Genomic DNA, 21,256 nt, shown 5'->3' on the forward strand with positions numbered 1-21,256 from the left:
AAAATAAAGCACTTACAACAAGCGGACACACAAACTTGGTTCGCCTGTTACTATAAACCAAGATTTGTTACTGCCAAAAAGATGACCTGATTCTGGCAGTAACAAACATTGATTTAAAATGAGATTATCACACTATGTCTACACATTATTGGCGTCGCTGCGGCATAAACCTTTCCTGCATATACTGAAATAGCATAAACAGCGGAGGAACAACAAAAAGCAGGGCCACCGTGCCCACGAGCATTCCACCCACCGTACCTACGCCTATGGATATATTGCCATTAGCACCAACACCCGTAGCAAACATCATGGGTAACATACCGAAAATCATTGTGAGCGATGTCATAAGTATAGGTCTGAGGCGTACGCCAGCAGCCGAAATTGCAGCCTGAGCTATCGACATGCCGGCACGACGCCGCTCCGAGGCATACTCGGTAAGCAGGATAGCCGTTTTTGAAAGCAAACCGATGAGCATTATAAGACCGGTCTGCAAGTATATGTTATTTTCCAGACCGAAAATCCTAGCAAACATGAAGCTGCCGGCAAGGCCAAACGGCACGGACAAAATGACAGCCAAAGGAATGAAAAGACTTTCATATAGAGCGCAGAGAATAAGATAGATAAACACAACACACACAACAAACACCAATGTGGCCGTATTTCCTGCGGCAGACTCCTCGCGCGACATACCTCCAAACTCATAACCATAGCCCGTAGGCAAAGTCTTGTCTGCCACCTTCTTTATAGCCTCTATGGCCTGGCCAGAGCTGTATCCTTGAGCTGCCGAGCCGTTTACCTGTATGGCAGAAAACAAATTGAAGCGTGTGAGCACTTCTGAGCCATAAACTCTTTTGAGCTTTAAATACTGGCTTATAGGCGACATTTGGCCGTCTGAGTTTCGCACAAACATATTATCTAGTGAGCGTGTGTCGAGCCTGAACTCAGGCGGTGCCTGCACCATTACGCGGTAAAGTTTTGAGAAGCGGTTCATATTTGAAGCATAGCTGCCGCCAACGTATCCGGAAAGCGTGCTGAGCACATCGACTGGTGACACTCCGTTACGTTTGCATCGCGCGGCATCGACCTCTACGAGATACTGTGGAAACTTGGTGTCAAATGAAGTTGTCGCACGGCCTATCTCGGGACGGCGGCTCAAAGAGTCAATAAACAGGCGCGTATATTTTAACAACTCATCTGTGGTGCCTCCCTTCTGGTCCTGCACATATACCTCAAATCCGCTACTTGTACCGTATCCAGGAATCATTGGACGCGTAAAGGCAATGATGTCAGCACCCGATATAGGAGCCGTAATGCGCTGTATCTCGCTTATCACAGCATCCAGAGCATCCTCCTTGTGAGTACGCAGACTCCAATCTTTAAGACGTATCGTGAACATTCCGTTGCAGGCACCCTGACCGCTCAAAGTAGAGTTGCCCGTAGTATTCGACTGCAACTCAATCTGCGGTATAGTGCGCAGGCAACTATCCACCTGCTCCATCACCTTACGGGTTTGGCTTACGCTATTGCCCGGCGATGTACGCACATCAACAAACACCGTGCCCATATCCTCATTGGGCACAAAGCCGGTTTTTGTGGTTGCCATGAGTATGGCAAAGCCAACACAGGCAATAACCAGCAATAATCCGGCAAACCATTTACGCCGGAGCATAAAGGCTACTCCTCTTTTATACTTCATGACAAGACGGCCAAATGCTGTGTCGAAAGCTATATGGAAACGCGACGAAAAACTTAACTTGCTTCCGTTAGAAGCATCGGCATGTGGAGTCATTATAAGTGAGCACAAAGCCGGACTCAACGTCAACGCATTGACCAGCGATATGGCAACAGCAGCAGCCATAGTAAGTCCAAACTGAGTGTAGAATGTACCCGTGGTACCTCCAATGAAACTCACAGGAATAAACACAGCCATGAAAACAAATGTTGTAGTGACGAGCGCCGACGTGATACCGTCCATGGCATCGACCGTGGCAAGATATGAAGAACGGTAGCCCTCGTCGAATTTGGCCTGAACGGCCTCTACAACCACGATGGCGTCGTCTACTACAGTTCCGATTACAAGCACCAACGCAAATAAAGTAAGCATATTCAGGCTGAAGCCTGCCACATAGAGAAAGGCAAACGTACCGACCAGCGACACTATGATTGAAAGTGCGGGGATGAATGTTGAACGCAGACTCTGAAGGAATACATAGACAACAAGCACCACAAGTACTATTGCCTCGACAAGCGTTTTTATGACGTTCTTAATTGAAGCATCAAGAAAATCCTTCGTACTCATCAAATCTACTATCTTTATACCCTTTGGCAACGTTTTGGATATTTCGTCCACGGTACGGTCAATCTCTTCTATTATCTCATTGGCATTTGACCCTGAGGTCTGAGCTATCATGATGTTACAACCTGGATGACCGTTAACTTCGTTAATGTAATCATAAGCTCTAGTTCCCAGTTCTATAGTGGCAACATCTTTTAGTCGCAGCACTTCCCCACCAGGAAGCGACTTTATCACAAGATTTTCATAATCAACCTCATTCTCATAACGTCCTCGATACTTCAGCACATACTGGAAAGTGTTACTTGCCTCAGCACCCAAAGTGCCTGTGGCGGCCTCCACATTCTGCTCGTCAAGCACTTCAGCAATGTCAGCCGGCACAAGTCCATACTGTCTCATTTTACTGGGATTTAACCATATACGCATGGAATATTCGTATCCGAATACATTAACTTCACCAACACCGGCAATACGCGAAAGACGCGGTTCGATATTAATCTTCATATAGTTGGTAAGGAAAGCCTCATCAAACGAATCGTCAGGACTATAAACAGCCAACTGCTTGATGTTACTTGTCTGACGTTTTCGCACGGTAATACCACTCTTTGTCACCTCTGCCGGCAGCAGTCCTTGTGCTGTGGCAATACGGTTCTGCACGTTGACTGTGGCCATGTCAGGATCTGTTCCCTGGCGGAAATATACACTGATTTTGGCAGAGCCATTATTAGATGACGTTGAAGTCATATAGGTCATATTTTCAACACCGTTGAGTGCTTCCTCCAGCGGCACCACCACGCTCTTCTGCACGGTTTCAGCATTAGCACCACTATATGTAGCCGAAACACTGACCGTAGGTGGTGCAATCTCAGGAAATTGTTCGATAGAAAGCTGCAATAGGCCTATAATTCCAAGAATGAATATCAGCACGGATATTACTCCGGCCAGTATAGGCCGGTCGATGAAAGTTTTTATTTTCATTGGCAATCCTTATTTTTTGTGGAATCAGACTTCTTTCCCGTGCTAACCACCGTACCCTCACGCATCAGTCCTGCGCCCTCCGCAATAATGACATCACCCGGTTCCAGTCCGGATAGCACAATATAGTTTTTCCCATCGTTATATTTATAAATTGTTATAGGGGCAGACTTTGTCTTGCCGTCAACAATCTTCCACACAAACACCCTGTTCTGAAGCTCATATGTAGCCGACTGAGGTATCACAATACAATTCTTATGCACGGACGGAACTAATACAGAAGCACTGCCACCATTGCGCAACAGATGTCGGGGATTGCTGAAAACAGCTCTAAATCCAATAGATCCAGTCTCCGAATCAACGGTACCGCCAATAGCATCAATACGTCCCTGTAGATTGTATTTGTTGCCATTACTCATAGTCAACCCGACCGGAGGAAGTTTTTTCTTAGCCTCATCAAGTGAACCATACTCCTCTATAAGATCAAGCATCTGTGTCTCAGCCATAGAGAAATAAGCATAAATCTCTGAATCATCAGATACGGTTACAAGCGGTTCTTCAATAGTACTGCCAACCAATGCACCGACACGATAAGGTATCATACTTGCAACACCATCAACAGGACTCTTCACTTCTGTATAAGACAAGTCATTAGTGGCACGTGTAAGTTCAGCCCGGGCTTGAGCTACAGCTGCCTTGGCCTCCCGTAAAGAGTTAACGGCTGTCTGCCTGTCATAATCTGATACAACATTTCTCCTGCAAAGTTCCTCTTTACTATCTGCCGTTAGTTTGGCCGTACACAACTTTGCCTCCGCACTCTCCAAATTAGCCTTTGCCGTACTGAGCGCAGCCTTATATGGCACCTGATCAATGACAAACAGCACCTGACCACGTTTAACGGCATCTCCCTCATTTATACGTATGTCTGTAATCGTGCCACTGACCTGCGGACGCACCTCAACAGCCTGACGCCCTTGAAGTGTTGCAGTATAAGCAGATTGCAACATAAAGTCTCGACGCGTAACAGTAAGCGTCTTATACTCCTCGCCATGAGTAGCCTGTTTTTTATCATCACAAGCACAGAACAATGACATACTACACACAACGAGCATAATACTTGTTTTAATTTCCATTTTGTATTTCTATAAAATAAAAAACTAAAGTTACTAAATAAGGGCCGCTCAAGACATACAACAAATAACAGCCCTCTATGTCCGGGTGCATATAAGCAAAAAAAGTAGTTGCTTTTTTCCTTACAAAACTGCATTGCCGGCCATTCAGTTGATGCAAATTTATGAACAATGAGTCTTATGATAAACTATGTGGTGACAAACAGCCTATATGTGGTGACAAACGACACATGGAAAACAATAGACCGTTCAATAAAATGTATTACCTTTGCAATGATCGTAAAACAAAATAAATATGTGAACCATCCGCTGCACAATAAAAGATATAAACCATGCGGACTGAATACATTAACATCTGAAAACAAATCTCATATGAAGAATAATCACATTGCATTGTATATAGACCTTTTATTCTGCTTAATTATAATGCCATTGACCATAATGCTGCTTCCTGTTGACCGTTGGATTGTGCACAACACGGCCTTCCTGCTCACACTGATAGCCTATATATACATTATTTACTTCATATACCGATGGGTATGCCTACCAAAACTCTTCATGCAGAAAAAATACATACGCATAGCCGGATTACTACTCACTTTAACTGCAACAACATGGCTGTTCACTTATTTTCCTGTACCATCAGACCATACAGGCTCACCACGGCAAATGGAAGCCAGAATGAATATGCGCACACAAACAATATGGTTCTTTTTTCTCATGGTAACCGGATTTTCGCTTGCAATCGAACTGACATTCGAACTATTTAGACAAATACTGGCAAAACAGGAAATTGCCGCAGAGAAAAACAAAGCAGAACTGGCACTCTACAAAGCACAAATAAACCCACACTTCATGTTCAACACTCTCAATATGCTTTATGCACTTGTACTTTCTGGTTCTGATAAAACAGAATCTGCCTTCGTGAAATTTTCAAATATTCTGAGATACATGTATGCACAAACACATTCAGAAAACATTCCCATAGGACAGGAAATAGAATATATCAGGCAATATACTGATTTGCAGAAACTCAGATTAAACCATCATACAAGGGTTACACTAACAGCCAAAACCGACAACGAAACGACTCCTGTACCATCTATGATATTTATCACTTTTGTAGAAAACGCATTTATAGTTAAAAAGAAATGGTTTGCGAATTACACAAACGAAATTTGAGAGTTAGAAGTGACTCCAACTCTTCTTTATAGTTTCCGATATTGTCGAAGAAATCCTTGATGGCCTGTCTGAATTTCTCTTTTGTCCTGTAGAATCCGGTGTTAATGACCTTCTTCCTGAGGAACTTCCAAAGCCTTTCAATCAAATTGAGGTTCGGCGAGTAAGGCGGCAGGAATATCTGTTTGATTTTCGTCCCGTTTACCCATTCCTTGAGCTTTTTGTTGTGATAATAGCGGGCATTGTCGGAGATGATATAGATGACGGAAGCTTCGGGATGCCTTTCCAAGGCTGACTGATAAACATCCCGGGTGGATTCGGCATTGACGCTCTCACAGTCATGCGCTATCACATCTGTCACGTCATATGCATTAAGCAACCCGTTGATGTTCACCCTGTCACGACCGCTGACGGTCGGCTGTTCAAGTCTCTCGCCTTTCTCTATCCACGCATAAGTGGAACGGCTGTTGTGGGTCGGATGGACACCGTCCGCATAATAAACCACCGCATCTTCCGGCATACCGGAAAGAATTTCTGAAAGTTTCCCGGCAAAGGCCGCCTGCCTTGAGGCATCAGCCTCACAAGGGACTTCCGATGTCTTCTTATAGGTAAATCCGATGCGGTTCAGCAAGTCTGCAACCCCCTGGGGAGTGTATTCAACGCCGAATGCGGACTTTATCCAGGCCGCCACACCTTTGGCATCCGTATATATGTGCTCGCGTAGTTCCTTGCACAAGGCTGCCAGCTGACGGCTGTCAAGAAGCCCCCAATAACCCTTGTAACGGTTTTCCAGAAGTTCATCAGCACCACCATGTAAATAAGCGGAACGATAACGGTATACAGTGGAAACGTCTATTCCAAGACATGAGGACACGAAAGAGGGCGTATTACCCATGCCCAACATCAGAATGCAAGTCACACGGGCATAGTCGGAACTTCCGGCTAAATTCCGTTGAAGTTTACGCAAAACTTCCATTTCTGATGTCGACAACTGAATTTCCATAGTGCAAAGATACTATTTTTTGAATGATTTTTCGCATTTCACTTACTTTTGACTATAAGTATGGCACATCAGCAGACACTGACAGCAACATCCAAATAAACATATGCCTAAAGAACGGTCTGCTAAGTTTCGATACTGTCAACAATATTATAAGACACTTAGATTCAGAGCACGAAGGCATTGGGATAGCCAACTGCCGAAAACGACTTGAACTATTATACCCAGGGCGATACGAGCTTGAAAATGGGCCAACAGGGAACGTATATATAACAAAACTAAAAATACAACTGTAATGAAAAATATAAGTTGCATTGCCATTGACGACGAGCCCATGGCATTGCTCGTTATCGAACAGTTCTGCCAACGTCGCGGTGGCATAGAACTAACGACATACAGCGAACCTCAAAACGGCATAGACGAAATTATAAGAACCAAGCCACAACTTGTGTTTCTTGACATACATATGAGCAGTATAAACGGCCTGGACATAGCCCGCAACATACCTCACGAAACATGCATCATATTCACAACAGCACATGCTCAGTATGCTCTAGAAGGGTTTAATCTCGATGCCGTAGACTATCTGCACAAACCTTTCGCCTATGAACGTTTCTGCCGTGCTGTAGATAAAGCTATGCGACGAATGAGCACAACCTCAGTAAATCCACAACGCCACATCACAGTAAAACAAGAATACTCAAACGTAAACATTCTGCTAAACGACATCCTCTATATAGAAGCTTTAGGCAATTATGTAAAAATTGTCAAAGCCACGGGAGGAAATGTACTTACACGTACAAACATGAAAACATTAATGCAGATGCTTCCACAAGAAGCATTTGTGAGGATTCATCGTTCATACATAGTTCCGTTGAATAAAATTAATAGTTTTACAAGACACAACGTATTCATAAATGGTACAGATTCCCCCTTACCTATAGGCCACCAATACGCAAATGAATTATCGGAGCGCATCCTGCACCATTCTCATCTGATATAGAAATTCTCCGTCAAGCTGCTGTACCATTCTGACCGCGACATATCATCATTATTAATACATTCTTCTGTTTGTTCAATCCTGTCTGCAGGATGCTTACGATATGCCAAAAGATAACGGCTGACGGGCTTACGTGGTATGGTTCTAATGGCACAGATCCTTGAAGGGAAAAGACCTGCCATGGCTGCTTCGGCATCAATGGCCGTGCGCAGTGCGGCTGGTATGACAACAGAGAACTCGCCATCGTCGGCCAATAACCGTGATGCACCGCTCACAAGTTCAGCATGGGTAAGTGTGTCGGCATGACGTGCCATGGCCTTTTGCCCGTCTCTGTTTTTCAGCGAATTGACGAAAAACGGCGGATTGCATACTATAGAACCGAACTGCCCTGCACAGAACTCTTGTAAAGGTTTTTCTATTATGGTTATCCTGTCGCTGAATGCAGAATTAGATACATTGATACGCGCTTGTACGACAGCGCCGGCATCAACGTCAATGGCAACAATCTTCCCCGATGGATATCGTTGAGCCATGAACAAGGCAATTAACCCAGAGCCCGTACCAATATCCAAGATAGTATCGCCACCACGTGCCCATGCTCCAAGCAGCACCCCATCTGTACCCACCTTCATGGCACACCTGGTATGCTCTACTGTAAACTGTTTGAATCTGAAATAATTATTTGACATGATGTTCCGATTATTTGCATCTTATCAGGCTTAAGCCATTAAAGCACTAAAAACATATAAGATGACTGATAGCTTTTATTTTCGCGAATAAAAAAGACGCTTTCGAACGCTCAATATTCGTCCATAACCCCTAAGCCGTCAGCCATCCAAACAATCATTTTTCCGGGTCCTCGATGACACCATGCATAATATGGTATAAGCTTTACAGTGCGATTAGCAGTGTTTATGCGTCCGTCTGGCGTTTGATCCAACAAAGTACCTCTTGCCGTTATCATCTTTATGCCGCCCAAAAGTCCCAGACTGTCGGTCACAGTCATAGAACTGTCAGCGTCGAAAACAAAACGGAATAAATCATAATCATTATCAGCCCATTCTGCACAATACACAAGAGGCCCTCGCTCAACAGCAATACGACCATGACAGGCAGCAACCTTATCATCCGCCTTCACGATACGAGGCTTCATATCAAAATGTACGTCTATGCAGTCACCACGCTTCCATTTCCTGTCGATGACAAAATATCCGTCAATCAACTCTGCCGCAACATTTATACCATTTACAGTAACAGAATATTTCAGACTCAAGCCATCTGCATAGCTGTAAAGGCCACCCGGTGTAACCTGACCGCGTACCCATCCCGGCACTCTTATCCTGATACAGAACTTTCCGGCACTGTTGTTCACGACATTGAGCCGCACATCGCCGTCCCAAGGATATTTGGTTTCCTCACGCAACACAACCTCACCTTTTCCGACAGAAATAGTCGAGGTGTTGTCAGCAAACAGGTTTACATAAACATCGTTATCCCTTACAGCATACATATATCCTGGTACTGATGGTATAAACCTGCAAAGATTACTAGGACAACATGCACATCCGAACCAAGGCTGACGCTCAAGCGTATTGTCGGCGTTAAACCTGTATTTGCCATCTGAAGCCAGCGGATTGGGATAAAAGAACCTGCCGCCGTCAATGCTCATGCCACTTATAACGCCGTTATACAACGTACGTTCCAGACAGTCTATATATTTTGAATCACCATGCAACATGAACATTCTCTGGTTTAAATACACCATTGCAATGGCCGCACACGTCTCGTTGTACGCCGTAAGATTCGGTAGTTCATAATTCCGTCCGAAAGCCTCACCGTCATGCAAGGCTCCCACTCCACCCGTTATATAATACTTTTTAGCAACAATGTTGTTCCATATATCATCTATTGCCTTGATATAGGCCGAATCACCTGTAAGTGCAGCCACATCTGCCATACCTGAATACATATAGCCCGCACGGACAGCATGACCTACAGCCTCATGTTGTTCTACAACAGGCAGATGACTCTGACTATAAGAATTTCTGACCTTTGTCTTCCCTCTATAGTCGAGAAAAAACTTTGCCTCGTCAAGATATTTCTTTTCACCCGTGAGTACGTAAAGACGGGCCAATGCCATCTCAGCTATCTGATGTCCTGGCACTACACATGCCTGACCATCAGAAGGTCCAACCTCGCGGACGACACAGTCTGCATAGCGCCGGGCTATATCCAAAAATTTCGTTGAACCTGTGGCCTGATAATGTGCACATGCAGCGTCAACCATGTGGCCAAGATTATACAGTTCGTGGCTCAGCACTTCTTCATTGCTCCAACGCTCCTTGCCCGCCCATCTATGCGGATTTTTCGGGTTTATGGTACGCGCTGTATAAAGATATCCGTCGGCTTCCTGCGCAGCAGCTACTATATCAAGCACACTGTCTATATATTCCACAAGTTTTTTATCCGGGAAAGTCTGAAGCACGTAACTGGCCCCTTCAATGGTTTTATATACATCTGTATCGTCAAACGAAAACCCCATAAATGACGACACATCATAACTGTCATTTGGATGAGCAGCCTTAACAAAGTTATCATATCGGCCTTCTGTCTTACATTTACTGAAAGCCAAAGGTATCGTGACATCACGCACAGCCTTTATCCTGCTACCCCAAAAAGAATTTTGGCTTATCTTCACAGATGTAAACGGCACCTGTCTTACTGAATAAAAATATTTCTTTATATTTCCGGCAACTCCACGGCAAACCATAGAAGATATAACCAATGAAGCCAACAAAACTCTTTTATTCAACATGGTATATTCAAATAATAACGTATATAAACGAAAAATTATCTTTAATATGCAAAATTAAGTTATTTTATACAGACAGCAATAATATGTTTTTAATTTAACACAAAAAATGCCGACAACTTAAATATGCCATAAAAATTTGTTATGCACCGGCTGCCGTAAAACATGACCCTAAAAATCGTAACATTTCACGCCATCAATATTTCGAATCAAATAGTACCCGCCACTATTTTATTCATTTTATAAGAACAGCAACTCTTTTTATTACAAAATATAAGTGATAGAGTTTTGAAGCAAAACTCAGCCATTTTTGCATGAAAAACGGCAAGTTTCTGAATCAGAAATCAATGGTTTTCCAATCATGATACATATTAATTAAATGAAAATAATTACTGGGTATCAATATTATATCAATTAAAATGAGTAAATTTGCACCCCAATAACGAATTGCAAATTATGAGAAAAGATATAAACAACGCATTTTCTATGATAGCAGACTACGAAGGAGATGTTGCCAAACTTTTTGAAGAGAGCATTGACGGTGACGTACCCGTATTAGCCACAAGAAATTTGGTATTATTTCCGGGAGTAGTTTCGCCGGTGTTGATTGGCAGGATTCAAAGCCTTAACTTGATAAACCATCTAAAAGAAAATCAAAATTCCATATTCGCTATATTTTGTCAGAAAGACTCTGACCAGGAAAATCCGTCTCTGAAAGACTTATACGAAATTGGAGTATATGCCAAGATTATACGTGTATTAGAGATGCCTGGCGCCGGCAACAATCTTACTGTCATTGTACAGGGCCTTGGACGCTGCAACCTCTCTGACATAAAGAAAACCCAACCTTTCATTGTTGGAACGGTAACAAATGCACCGGAAGAAATCCCGTCTTCTGACGACAAGGAGTTTATGGCTGCCGTTGATGACCTTAAGAACACATCAATAGAATATGTTAAGAAAAACGAGGATATACCAGATGAAGCCCAGTTTGCATTACAGAACATCAACAATGCAGTAATACTGTTGAACTTTATCTGTACCAGTCTGCCATTCAGCGTTGAAGAAAAAATAAAGCTCTTAAAGGCCAACACACTGAAAAACAGAGCATTAAAAATGCTGAAAATAATATATCGCGAGTTGCAGCTTTTAGAGATAAAGCATAATATCAGAACTAAGACACGTGAGGATATTGACGAACAGCAGCGAGAATATTTCCTTCAGCAGCAAATCAAAAACATCAAGGAAGAATTAGGCAATGGCGATACTTATCCTGAACGTAAAGAGCTGCTCGAAAAGGCCAAGAATAAAAAATGGCCTGAGGATGTTGCTAAGACTTTCAGCAAAGAATTAGACAAGCTTGACATTCTGAATCCGCAAAGTCCGGAATTCAGCGTACAGCTGACATATCTGCAGACCATGGTAAATCTGCCGTGGGGATATTACACCCAAGACGACCTTAACCTTAACCGCGCTGAAAAGATATTGGACAAGGACCATTATGGCATGAAAAAGGTTAAAGAGCGCATCTTGGAATATATGGCTGTGTTAAGTTTAAGAAAGGATCTTAAATCACCGATTATATGTCTTTACGGCCCTCCCGGAGTAGGTAAGACGAGTCTGGGAAAAAGCATAGCCAATGCCATGAAGCGAAAATACGCACGCATATCTCTGGGTGGTCTGCATGATGAGGCCGAAATCAGAGGTCACAGAAGAACGTATATCGGAGCCATGCCCGGCAGAATAATAAAGAACATACAAAAGGCTGGTTCGTCCAATCCTGTATTTATTCTGGATGAAATTGACAAGATTACACAGAACACCGTAAATGGCGATCCCGCATCAGCGCTGCTTGAAGTTCTTGATCCGGAACAGAATCATGCATTCCACGACAACTATCTTGATGTAGACTATGACTTGTCGAAAGTGCTGTTCATTGCAACTGCCAACGATTTGAACACCATTCCGCGCCCACTGCTCGACCGTATGGAGTTGATTGAAGTGAGCGGATACATCACAGAAGAGAAGGTTGAGATAGCCAAGAGGCATCTTATACCAAAGGAAAAAGAGAATACAGGCCTGGCTGACGAGAAAAAACTCACGTTCAGCAAACAGGCTATTGAGAAAATAATTGAACAATATACAAGAGAAAGCGGAGTAAGACAACTGGAAAAACAAATTAACAAGTCGCTCCGCAAGCTGGCATACCTGAAAGCGAAGGAGGCAACACTGCCATACTATAAGATAACGCCCAAAGAAATTGAGTCGCTATTAGGCAATCCGCCATTCTATCGCGACATATACCAAGGCAACGATTATGCAGGAGTTGTAACCGGTCTTGCATGGACAAGTGTAGGGGGCGAGATATTGTTTATCGAAACGAGCCTGAGCAAAGGAAAGGGTTCTAAGCTCACGCTTACAGGAAACTTGGGAGATGTCATGAAAGAATCTGCCATACTGGCTTTAGAGTATGTAAAAGCCCACGCAGACAAACTTGGCATTGACTATCGTATATTCGACCACTGGAACATACATATACACGTCCCCGAAGGTGCAACGCCTAAAGACGGCCCTTCAGCAGGTATTACAATAGCAACATCTCTTGCATCGGCACTTACTCAGAGAAAAGTACGCAAGAATACGGCCATGACAGGAGAAATAACTCTGCGTGGAAAAGTGCTGCCTGTCGGCGGTATTAAAGAAAAGATTCTTGCCGCAAAACGAGCCGGTATAACGGAAATCGTTATGTGCAAAGACAATAAAAAAGATATTGAAGAAATATCACAGGAATATATTGACGGGGTTAATTTCCATTTTGTTGAAAATGTTCAAGACGTCTGGGACTTTGCCCTGACTGAAGAGAAAGTAAAGAACCCAGTAACATTTGATATAGAAGATTAAACATATATGTTATTTGAATTACAGCATACAGACACCGGCAGCGATGCACGCGCAGGACTAATAACCACAAGCCACGGACAGATAGAGACTCCGATTTTTATGCCCGTTGGTACATGTGGCAGTGTAAAAGGCGTACATTTCAGTGAACTCAAAGAAGAGGTGCAAGCCCAAATTATCTTGGGCAACACCTATCATTTGTATCTTCGCCCCGGACTTGACATTTTAAAATCTGCCGGTGGACTGCACAAATTCAATACTTGGGACAGACCGATTCTGACTGACAGCGGCGGATTCCAGGTGTTCTCACTTACAGGAATACGCAAGCTCAAAGAAGAGGGCTGCGAATTCCGTTCGCACATTGACGGCTCAAAGCACTTTTTTACGCCGGAAAATGTCATGGACACCGAAAGAATTATAGGCGCTGACATCATGATGGCTTTTGACGAGTGTCCTCCCGGCCAAAGCGACTATCAGTATGCCAAGAAAAGCCTAATGCTAACACAAAGATGGCTTGACAGGTGTATCAAACGCTTTAATGAAACCGAACCGCTATATGGATACGAGCAGACCCTGTTCCCCATTGTTCAAGGCTGTACATTCAAGGACCTGCGCCGTGATGCTGCCAAATTTGTTGCAGACAAAGGAGCAGACGGAAATGCTATCGGAGGATTGGCCGTAGGCGAACCGACGGAAGTCATGTACGAGATGATTGAAGTCGTAAACGAGATATTGCCAAAGGACAAGCCAAGATACCTGATGGGAGTTGGCACACCACAAAATATTCTGGAAGCCATAGAACGCGGAGTTGACATGTTTGATTGTGTCATGCCGACAAGAAACGGCAGGAACGCCATGCTGTTTACATATAATGGTACAATGAACATGCGAAACAAGAAATGGGAAAAAGATTTTTCACCAATCGATCCTGACGGATGTCATGTAGATCAGATATATTCTAAAGCATATTTACATCATCTGTTTAAGGCTCAAGAGCTGTTGGCCATGCAGATCGCAAGTATTCACAACCTGGCCTTCTACCTTCGCCTTGTAAAAGATGCACGTAAGCATATAATATCCGGAGATTTCGTTAAATGGAAATCATCGGTAATTGACCAACTTGGCAAACGCATATAACACTTACGATGAAAATAAAGAACATCAGAAGATTTAGGAGAATATTAAAATTATTGAGATGGATGAAAGTTCATCTTAAATGGTTATTCGCCTTATTTTCATGGTTAGGTAAGAAGCTTAACTGGATGAAATACCTCAATCCGTTCAGACATCTGAAGATACTGGATTGGTATATCATAAAGAAGTTCATTGGCACATATTTCTACTCAATTGCTCTCATTATTTCAATTTCCATTGTATTTGATATTAATGAGAACTTGGCAAAATTCACGCAATACCATGCTCCGATTAAAGCCATTGTGTTTGATTATTATATGAACTTTGTGCCGTATTTTGCCAACCTGTTCAGTCCGCTGTTCGTTTTTATCGCAGTAATATTCTTCACTTCAAAGCTTGCCGGTAATTCAGAGATCATATCCATGCTTGCCGCCGGTGTAAGTTTTAAGCGGCTAATGCGTCCATATATGGTTTCTGCAGCAATCATTTCTGTTATGACATTCTTTTTGGGAGCATATATAATTCCCAAAGGAACCATCATCAGGCAGAACTTCGAATCAATGTATAAAAACAAGAAAAAGATAACAGCTGCAGAAAACGTACAGTTGCAGGTAGGCAAAGGTGTTATTGCCTATATTCAGCATTATGACAATAATCTAAAGAAAGGCTATGGATTCTGTCTTGATAAATTTGAAAACAAGAAACTGGTAAGCCACCTTACTGCAGCCGAAATACAATATGACACAATATCAGATACGAAATATCATTGGAAAGTCAGCAACTGGAGAATACGCCAACTGAAAGGACTACGTGAAACCATCACCAGTGGTGCCAGTAAGGACACAACGATTATGATGGAACCTACAGACCTTGTATTCTCTAAAGGACAGCAGGAAACATTCACCAGCCCGCAACTTAGAGACTACATCACCAAACAGATTGACCGTGGTTCTGGAAACGTTGTGCAATATGAAGTGGAATACCATAAACGTATTGCAACGTCATTTGCTTCATTTATTCTAGCAACTATAGGTCTTTCATTATCATCAAGAAAAAGAAAAGGCGGCATGGGAATGTATCTTGGCATAGGACTGGCCCTCAGCTTTACATACATCATGTTACAGACAGTTTCTGCAACATTTGCGATAAACGCAAATACCCCCCCTATGCTAGCTGCATGGATTCCGAATATAGTTTTCACAATAGTGGCATATTTCTGCTACCGTAAAGCCCCTAATTAATAAATATGGATTTTTACAATTTAGATTTAAGCGATAACACCCTTGATGCAATCGACGACATGAGGTGGACAACATGTACGCCCATACAGGAAGAGTGCATCCCCGAAATACTTGAAGGAAAAGATGTTCTTGGAATAGCCCAAACCGGAACTGGCAAAACTGCGGCATACCTTCTTCCTATATTGAGCCGTCTTGACGAAGAAAATTTCCCGGCCGACTCAATAAACTGTGTAATTATGAGTCCAACAAGAGAACTCGCACAACAAATTGATCAGGCGATGCAAGGATTCTCTTATTATATGGAGGATGTAAGCAGTGTTGCTGTATATGGAGGAAACGACGGCAACAGATATGAGCAAGAGAGTCGTAGCATGAAAATGGGTGCAGACATAATAATTGCAACACCTGGCCGCCTCATAAGCCACATAACGATGGGAAACGTCGATTTCAGTAAGGTGTCTTTCTTTGTATTGGATGAGGCAGACAGAATGCTTGACATGGGCTTTTACGATGATATTCTGTCAATAACAAAGCTGTTGCCGAAGACATGTCAGGTAATAATGTTCTCTGCTACGATGCCGAACAAAATAGAGGAATTGGCTAAAACAATATTAAAGAATCCGACTATTATAAAATTAGCAGTAAATAAACCAGCTGAAAAAATAAAGCAGATTGCATGTGTCTGTCATGAAAATCAAAAGCTAGGCGTTTTAAAGGATATATTCAAAAAATACGGGCATAAGAGAGTTATCATATTCTCAAGCTCAAAACTGAAAGTAAAAGACATAAACAAGACACTCAGATCAATACATATTAATAGCGGAGAAATGCATTCAGACCTCTCACAAAGCGAAAGAGATGAGGTTATGTTTATGTTTAAAAGTGGACAAATTGATGTGCTTGTTGCCACTGATATTGTTGCAAGAGGTATTGATATTGATGACATATCAATGGTCATCAATTATGATGTGCCTCATGACTCTGAGGATTACGTACACAGAATTGGGCGTACTGCAAGAGCAGACCATGACGGAATTGCCATCACTCTTGTAAGAGGCAAAGAAGTATCTTGGTTTATGCAAATCGAAAAATTCCTCGGATATGAAGTTGAAAAAATGCCTCTGCCAAAAGGATTAGGCAAGGCTCCGGAATATAAGATAATAAAACCTAAAGGTAAAAATACCAAAAAGCGGGGCGACAAACCATCAAATAACAGAAAAAGGCCAAGAAGACGCAAATCTAAAGAACAGCATAAGTGAGCAAACAATTACAGAAAGTTCTATAATAAACACTCACATTCCTATTTCTAAAGATATTTTTTGCAGTTATTATCCCAGTTGAATCATTTCCATCAACAGATAATAACTGCATTTTGTTAAAGGTCAAGTTATCCTCTGGAAACAGTTTATACATAGTTTCTTTTGCACACCAATGCATCAGTAACTTAACCTGTGATGACGCATTTTCATCATCACGCATAAACTTACTCCTTATTCGTTCTATTCTATTGCTGAAATATTCAATATCAACAGAAACTTGCTTACTATGAGAAACGATAATTACAGCAAAGCCACGTGTATGGCTTATGCTAATATTCATACCAGAAGACAAATATGGCTTTCCGTTATCCTGATGCAAAAGCTGTACGTTATCACCAATAATTTCTTTTATCAATAAACGCACCGCTAACACTTCGCACTTTCTTTGCTCTGATTTATACAAAGCATTAAATTCACTACGCGAGCTCTCTACATATGGCGATAAAGCCCAAAAATCATCAGAGGATTCACTAATAGCCCAAATACCCAATCTGACATCAGGAAATATTTCCTCGTTTAAGAACAACGGCATATATAATATCTTTTGATTTCCTTAAATATATAGCCTTCAAATTATAAAAGACGAAATATTAAATTAATAACCAAAACTAGAACGGTGCATCATCATCTTCATTATTAGTAGCAGATGAAATTGCCGTTGTCTGATTTGTTTCCTTTGCAGATTTTGGTGTTAACAGTTCCATATTATCGGCATAAACTTCAGTTACGTAATGTCTAAGTCCTTTTGCATCGTCATAAGTACGATAATGTATACGGCCCTCTATATAAAGTTTATCTCCCTTATGGACATACTTTTCGACAATCTTGGCCAATCCCCGTGAAAGTACTACATTATGCCAGTCTGTTCTATCTGGAACTTGTGTTCCATTTGGTAATGTATACCCACGTTCTGTTGTTGCTAATGGAAACGTAGCAACAGCCTGATCGTGATCATAATAACGCACGACAGGCTCTTTACCAACATTACCGATAAGCATTACTTTATTCATAGCTCTACTTCCAAAGACCTAAATACTTAAATTTAAAGTTCTTTCCCTTAGCCGACGGAAACTGACTACGACTGTCAACACGTCCACGAAGATGCTCAACAATTCTATTATAGCAGTCCAAGCCAGAAACAGCTTTACAGCTTGCTACAAAATGTGTATCACGATATTCGTGCTTTCCTGTAATGGGCACCAATACAACACGTTTAAAGTCTAATGAACCTTCATACCAACCAGGTCTCTCCTCATTAAGACGGGCTATAGTCGGAGAAACATTATCACGTTGGTCATCAGCTGCACTAATATTTGAACGTAAAGCTTTTTTCTGCTTAAAATCTAACATTGTAGCAGCCTCTGTTTTGATTATAATAAAATAAACTCTTGGTCTTATTTTATATCGTTTGGGATAATAAACATCGCTTGCAACATATTCACGAATGTCATTCTCCAAATCAGGATTCATACCGACCTCCTCAATTGAAGCCAAAAAGGCAATAGCATCATCAACATTATTTACTAATGTCTCTTTATCAAAATATCGCAAATATAAATTCATGATTGATTGTATTTTTCTTTTTTAATATGAGCGGAAAACGGGACTCGGACCCGCGACCCCGACCTTGGCAAGGTCGTGCTCTACCAACTGAGCTATTTCCGCAAAAAGACCAAAAAAGATTGGTGAAGAGGAGGAGACTCGAACTCCCACGAAACAATTTTCACTACCCCCTCAAAGTAGCGCGTCTACCAATTCCGCCACCTCTCCATCATAAAATCATTCTGAATAAATAATGTGCCCAGAACAGGACTCGAACCTGCACGTCGTGAAACACACGCACCTGAAACGTGCGCGTCTACCAATTCCGCCACCTGGGCAATACAATAGGAAAATATTTCCAAGTGTCATTTATTCAGAATGTGCGAGCGGAAAACGGGACTCGGACCCGCGACCCCGACCTTGGCAAGGTCGTGCTCTACCAACTGAGCTATTTCCGCTTATTCCTTTTAGTGAGGAGCATTTCTCTAAATGCGGTGCAAAGATACGGCTTTTTTTGAAACTCACAAAATTTTTCGGACTTTTTTTTCAAAAAAAATCGTTTTTTTCTTCAATCCATACGATTTAAGTAGTCTTCATACGTGAATTTCCTCAATATTTCAAACTCTCCATTTGTATGCATAATGGCTATAGAAGGATGGGTGATTCCGTTAAACATATTAGTTTTTACCGTTGTATAATGCAACATATCTTCAAATATGACATTATCTCCTATTTTTAATTCATTATGAAACCGCCAACATCCCATAAAGTCACCAGACAAGCAACTATTGCCACCCAACCTATACACATTATCTTCGTCAAGCGAACATTTCATATTTACATCCTCTATAATCTCTGCCCCTCTAACAACAGGCATATATGGCATTTCCAGGCAATCTGGCATATGACAAGTGAAACTGACATTTAAAATAGCCGTCTTTATACCTTTGTCTTCAACCAAATCTACTACTTGAGCCACAAGACATCCTGTCTGCCATCCAAAAGCGCTTCCTGGCTCCAATATAATCTTCAGCAAAGGATACCTGTCATGGAATCTATTCAAAGTATCAATCAAAAGATCCACGTCATAATCTTTTCGCGTCATCAAATGCCCGCCGCCGAAATTAATCCATTCAATCTGCCCAAACCATCTTGAGAATTTATCTTCAATATGTCCTAATGTACGTAAAAAAACATCAGCTCCACTCTCACAGTGACAATGACAATGAAAGCCCTTAATATCATCAGGTAAAACTTCAGGCATCTTATCTGCGGTAATGCCAAAACGAGTACCGGGCGAACAAGGATTATACAAATCCGTACCGATTTCAGAATATTCCGGGTTAATCCTCAAACCAAAGTTCAAATCAGGATTCACTTCTTTTGCCTTTTTCCCATAACGCGAATATTGTGACAGGGAATTAAAAGTTAGAAAACTTGAACATCTCGAGATATCCTCTATTTCATAATCCGTATAAGCAGGAGAATACGTATGCGCCTTTGTTCCAAACTTTTCATAAGCCATACGCGCCTCATAAAGAGAACTTGCAGTTGTTGCCTTTATATATTCTCTAAAGATAGGGAATGTCTTCCATAAAGCATAAGCCTTGAATGCGAGTATTATTTCAACGTTGGCTTTTTCTGCAACACTTTTTATCAGCTCCAGATTTCCACGCAGACGCTTTTCTTCTAATATATAATAAGGAGTACTCAATCCTTCAAACGTATTTAAATCAAATGTCATACTAAGAATTTATTTTTTGTCCGCAAACTTACACATTTTTTTTCATTCAGTACCATTTATAATAAAGATTTCGTACTCATCACACCCATCCAAAACTATTATTCTGCAAAATCAATCAAACAATGTCTTCACCAACACGCCTCAACAAGATATATTAATGCTAAATACAATTGAATTACGCTAATGTCCAAAAGTATTTTCCGAGCCTATTCGGGCTAATCACAATTACTCCAAATGCCGTACAAATAATACATGTCAAGAATAATTATTTGTCGAAAAAATACATTCTTCATTTTTATTGCATTATAGATTGTAGGTTTGGCTTTTTTTTTATACATTTGCATTTGAAAAAAAGAAATAAACGATGAAACTCGTTATAATGACTCAACCTACGTTTTTTGTAGAAGAAGACAAGATCCTGACAACTCTTTTCGATGAAGGGATGGACAACTTGCACCTATATAAACCGGGAGCATCACCTATGTATTCCGAACGCTTGCTCTCGCTTTTACCGGAGGCTTATTACAACAAAATAACCGTCCATGACCATTATTATTTAAAAAATGAATATGGTCTTGCCGGCATACATATCGACAATAAAGAAAAAGAAATTCCAAAAGACTATAAAGGAAAATTCAGCAGAACGTGTACAAGCATAAACGATCTCTATGAAATAAAGAAAAAAGCTGAATATGTATTTTTATACAATGTGTTTGACAACCATAACAAAAATGCTGAAGATAAACTCATTGCATATAAAGACATAGAAGGCGCAGCGAAAAAGGGACTCATTGACAAACACGTTTACGCTTTAGGAGGCATCAGCTTGGAAAACATAAAAGCCGCTAAAGACCTTGGATTCGGCGGTGTTGTCATATGCAATGACCTATGGAACAAGTTTGACATCCACAATGAATTGGATTATAAAGATTTAATAAACCATTTTGAGAAATTAAAAAAAGCTGTATCATAATAAATAATAAAACAAA

15 protein-coding genes, 4 tRNA genes and 1 pseudogene are annotated in these 21,256 nt (G+C 41.4%); 7 read left to right on the forward strand and 13 right to left on the reverse strand.

The window, feature by feature from the left end; translation table 11 throughout:
• Nucleotides 1–145: 145 nt before the first annotated feature.
• Nucleotides 146–3,271, reverse strand: coding sequence for an efflux RND transporter permease subunit (locus tag EJL04_RS06325; protein ID WP_125104417.1), 3,126 nt, complete (start codon nt 3,269–3,271; stop codon nt 146–148).
• Nucleotides 3,268–4,401 (reverse strand): efflux RND transporter periplasmic adaptor subunit, encoded by a 1,134-nt coding sequence (locus EJL04_RS06330; RefSeq protein WP_241209951.1) that lies wholly within the window; start codon nt 4,399–4,401, stop codon nt 3,268–3,270. The genes EJL04_RS06325 and EJL04_RS06330 overlap by 4 nt, the downstream gene beginning before the upstream one ends.
• A gap of 210 nt (nt 4,402–4,611) precedes the next feature.
• Between EJL04_RS06330 and EJL04_RS06335 the strand changes: the two genes are divergently transcribed.
• Nucleotides 4,612–5,580, forward strand: coding sequence for a sensor histidine kinase (locus EJL04_RS06335; protein ID WP_241209952.1), 969 nt, complete (start codon nt 4,612–4,614; stop codon nt 5,578–5,580).
• Here the strand turns inward: EJL04_RS06335 and EJL04_RS06340 are convergent.
• Nucleotides 5,540–6,580 (reverse strand): IS630 family transposase, encoded by a 1,041-nt coding sequence (locus EJL04_RS06340; RefSeq protein WP_125103825.1) that lies wholly within the window; start codon nt 6,578–6,580, stop codon nt 5,540–5,542. The genes EJL04_RS06335 and EJL04_RS06340 overlap by 41 nt on opposite strands.
• Nucleotides 6,581–6,872: 292 nt before the next feature.
• On the opposite strand from EJL04_RS06340, the gene EJL04_RS06345 reads away from it, so the two are divergent.
• Nucleotides 6,873–7,580 (forward strand): LytR/AlgR family response regulator transcription factor, encoded by a 708-nt coding sequence (locus tag EJL04_RS06345; protein ID WP_125104419.1) that lies wholly within the window; start codon nt 6,873–6,875, stop codon nt 7,578–7,580.
• On the opposite strand, the gene EJL04_RS06350 is transcribed toward EJL04_RS06345, so the two are convergent.
• Nucleotides 7,568–8,266 carry a tRNA1(Val) (adenine(37)-N6)-methyltransferase gene (locus tag EJL04_RS06350; protein WP_125104420.1) on the reverse strand — a complete coding sequence of 233 codons (699 nt, stop codon included), beginning with the start codon at nt 8,264–8,266 and terminating at the stop codon, nt 7,568–7,570. The genes EJL04_RS06345 and EJL04_RS06350 overlap by 13 nt on opposite strands.
• A 110-nt stretch (nt 8,267–8,376) precedes the next feature.
• Nucleotides 8,377–10,347: a glycoside hydrolase family 127 protein gene (locus tag EJL04_RS06355; protein ID WP_206429386.1), complete on the reverse strand. Its 1,971-nt coding sequence runs from the start codon at nt 10,345–10,347 to the stop codon at nt 8,377–8,379.
• A gap of 498 nt (nt 10,348–10,845) precedes the next feature.
• On the opposite strand from EJL04_RS06355, the gene lon reads away from it, so the two are divergent.
• The 4 genes and pseudogenes from lon to EJL04_RS06375 all read left to right on the forward strand — a co-directional run.
• The gene (gene lon, locus EJL04_RS06360) at nt 10,846–13,290 is read left to right on the forward strand and encodes an endopeptidase La (protein ID WP_125104422.1); all 2,445 of its coding nucleotides are present in this window, start codon (nt 10,846–10,848) and stop codon (nt 13,288–13,290) included.
• 6 nt (nt 13,291–13,296) lie between these two features.
• On the forward strand, nt 13,297–14,424 hold the full coding sequence (gene tgt, locus EJL04_RS06365; RefSeq protein ID WP_021854395.1) for a tRNA guanosine(34) transglycosylase Tgt: 1,128 nt from the start codon (nt 13,297–13,299) through the stop codon (nt 14,422–14,424).
• 8 nt (nt 14,425–14,432) lie between these two features.
• A complete protein-coding gene (locus tag EJL04_RS06370) occupies nt 14,433–15,662 on the forward strand; it encodes an LptF/LptG family permease (RefSeq protein ID WP_053398071.1) in 1,230 nt (409 codons plus the stop codon).
• A 5-nt stretch (nt 15,663–15,667) separates the two neighbouring features.
• Nucleotides 15,668–16,838: pseudogene (locus EJL04_RS06375) on the forward strand (DEAD/DEAH box helicase); the annotation flags it as partial.
• A 63-nt stretch (nt 16,839–16,901) separates the two neighbouring features.
• Here the strand turns inward: EJL04_RS06375 and EJL04_RS16750 are convergent.
• The 8 genes from EJL04_RS16750 to nspC all read right to left on the reverse strand — a co-directional run bounded on the left by EJL04_RS16750 (nt 16,902) and on the right by nspC (nt 20,267).
• Nucleotides 16,902–17,513 carry a 4'-phosphopantetheinyl transferase family protein gene (locus tag EJL04_RS16750; protein ID WP_053398069.1) on the reverse strand — a complete coding sequence of 204 codons (612 nt, stop codon included), beginning with the start codon at nt 17,511–17,513 and terminating at the stop codon, nt 16,902–16,904.
• Nucleotides 17,514–17,589: 76 nt separating this feature from the next.
• Nucleotides 17,590–17,991 carry a single-stranded DNA-binding protein gene (locus tag EJL04_RS06385; protein WP_125104424.1) on the reverse strand — a complete coding sequence of 134 codons (402 nt, stop codon included), beginning with the start codon at nt 17,989–17,991 and terminating at the stop codon, nt 17,590–17,592.
• Between the two features lie 4 nt (nt 17,992–17,995).
• The gene (locus tag EJL04_RS06390) at nt 17,996–18,544 is read right to left on the reverse strand and encodes a hypothetical protein (RefSeq protein ID WP_021854400.1); all 549 of its coding nucleotides are present in this window, start codon (nt 18,542–18,544) and stop codon (nt 17,996–17,998) included.
• A 29-nt stretch (nt 18,545–18,573) separates the two neighbouring features.
• Nucleotides 18,574–18,646: transfer RNA gene (locus tag EJL04_RS06395), tRNA-Gly, on the reverse strand.
• Nucleotides 18,647–18,664: 18 nt separating this feature from the next.
• Nucleotides 18,665–18,751: transfer RNA gene (locus EJL04_RS06400), tRNA-Leu, on the reverse strand.
• 28 nt (nt 18,752–18,779) lie between these two features.
• A tRNA-Leu gene (locus tag EJL04_RS06405) sits at nt 18,780–18,861 on the reverse strand.
• 47 nt (nt 18,862–18,908) lie between these two features.
• A tRNA-Gly gene (locus EJL04_RS06410) sits at nt 18,909–18,981 on the reverse strand.
• Nucleotides 18,982–19,091: 110 nt separating this feature from the next.
• Nucleotides 19,092–20,267, reverse strand: a complete 1,176-nt coding sequence (gene nspC / locus EJL04_RS06415; protein ID WP_125104425.1) for a carboxynorspermidine decarboxylase — start codon at nt 20,265–20,267, stop codon at nt 19,092–19,094.
• 364 nt (nt 20,268–20,631) lie between these two features.
• Here nspC and EJL04_RS06420 point away from each other — a divergent pair, with 364 nt between their 5' ends.
• Nucleotides 20,632–21,240, forward strand: coding sequence for a thiamine phosphate synthase (locus tag EJL04_RS06420; RefSeq protein ID WP_021854402.1), 609 nt, complete (start codon nt 20,632–20,634; stop codon nt 21,238–21,240).
• Nucleotides 21,241–21,256 lie beyond the last annotated feature (16 nt).

The sequence above is a fragment of the Prevotella marseillensis genome, from assembly GCF_900625065.1.
Lineage (GTDB): Bacteria > Bacteroidota > Bacteroidia > Bacteroidales > Bacteroidaceae > Prevotella > Prevotella rara.

Coding starts and splice junctions, on each gene's coding strand:
- EJL04_RS06325 (WP_125104417.1), bottom strand. CDS start 3,271: ATGAAAATAAAAACTTTCATCGACCGGCCTATACTGGCCGGAGTAATA.
- EJL04_RS06330 (WP_241209951.1), bottom strand. CDS start 4,401: ATGGAAATTAAAACAAGTATTATGCTCGTTGTGTGTAGTATGTCATTG.
- EJL04_RS06340 (WP_125103825.1), bottom strand. CDS start 6,580: ATGGAAATTCAGTTGTCGACATCAGAAATGGAAGTTTTGCGTAAACTT.
- EJL04_RS06345 (WP_125104419.1), top strand. CDS start 6,873: ATGAAAAATATAAGTTGCATTGCCATTGACGACGAGCCCATGGCATTG.
- EJL04_RS06350 (WP_125104420.1), bottom strand. CDS start 8,266: ATGTCAAATAATTATTTCAGATTCAAACAGTTTACAGTAGAGCATACC.
- EJL04_RS06355 (WP_206429386.1), bottom strand. CDS start 10,347: ATGGTTTGCCGTGGAGTTGCCGGAAATATAAAGAAATATTTTTATTCA.
- lon (WP_125104422.1), top strand. CDS start 10,846: ATGAGAAAAGATATAAACAACGCATTTTCTATGATAGCAGACTACGAA.
- tgt (WP_021854395.1), top strand. CDS start 13,297: ATGTTATTTGAATTACAGCATACAGACACCGGCAGCGATGCACGCGCA.
- EJL04_RS06370 (WP_053398071.1), top strand. CDS start 14,433: ATGAAAATAAAGAACATCAGAAGATTTAGGAGAATATTAAAATTATTG.
- EJL04_RS16750 (WP_053398069.1), bottom strand. CDS start 17,513: ATGCCGTTGTTCTTAAACGAGGAAATATTTCCTGATGTCAGATTGGGT.
- EJL04_RS06385 (WP_125104424.1), bottom strand. CDS start 17,991: ATGAATAAAGTAATGCTTATCGGTAATGTTGGTAAAGAGCCTGTCGTG.
- EJL04_RS06390 (WP_021854400.1), bottom strand. CDS start 18,544: ATGAATTTATATTTGCGATATTTTGATAAAGAGACATTAGTAAATAAT.
- nspC (WP_125104425.1), bottom strand. CDS start 20,267: ATGACATTTGATTTAAATACGTTTGAAGGATTGAGTACTCCTTATTAT.
- EJL04_RS06420 (WP_021854402.1), top strand. CDS start 20,632: ATGAAACTCGTTATAATGACTCAACCTACGTTTTTTGTAGAAGAAGAC.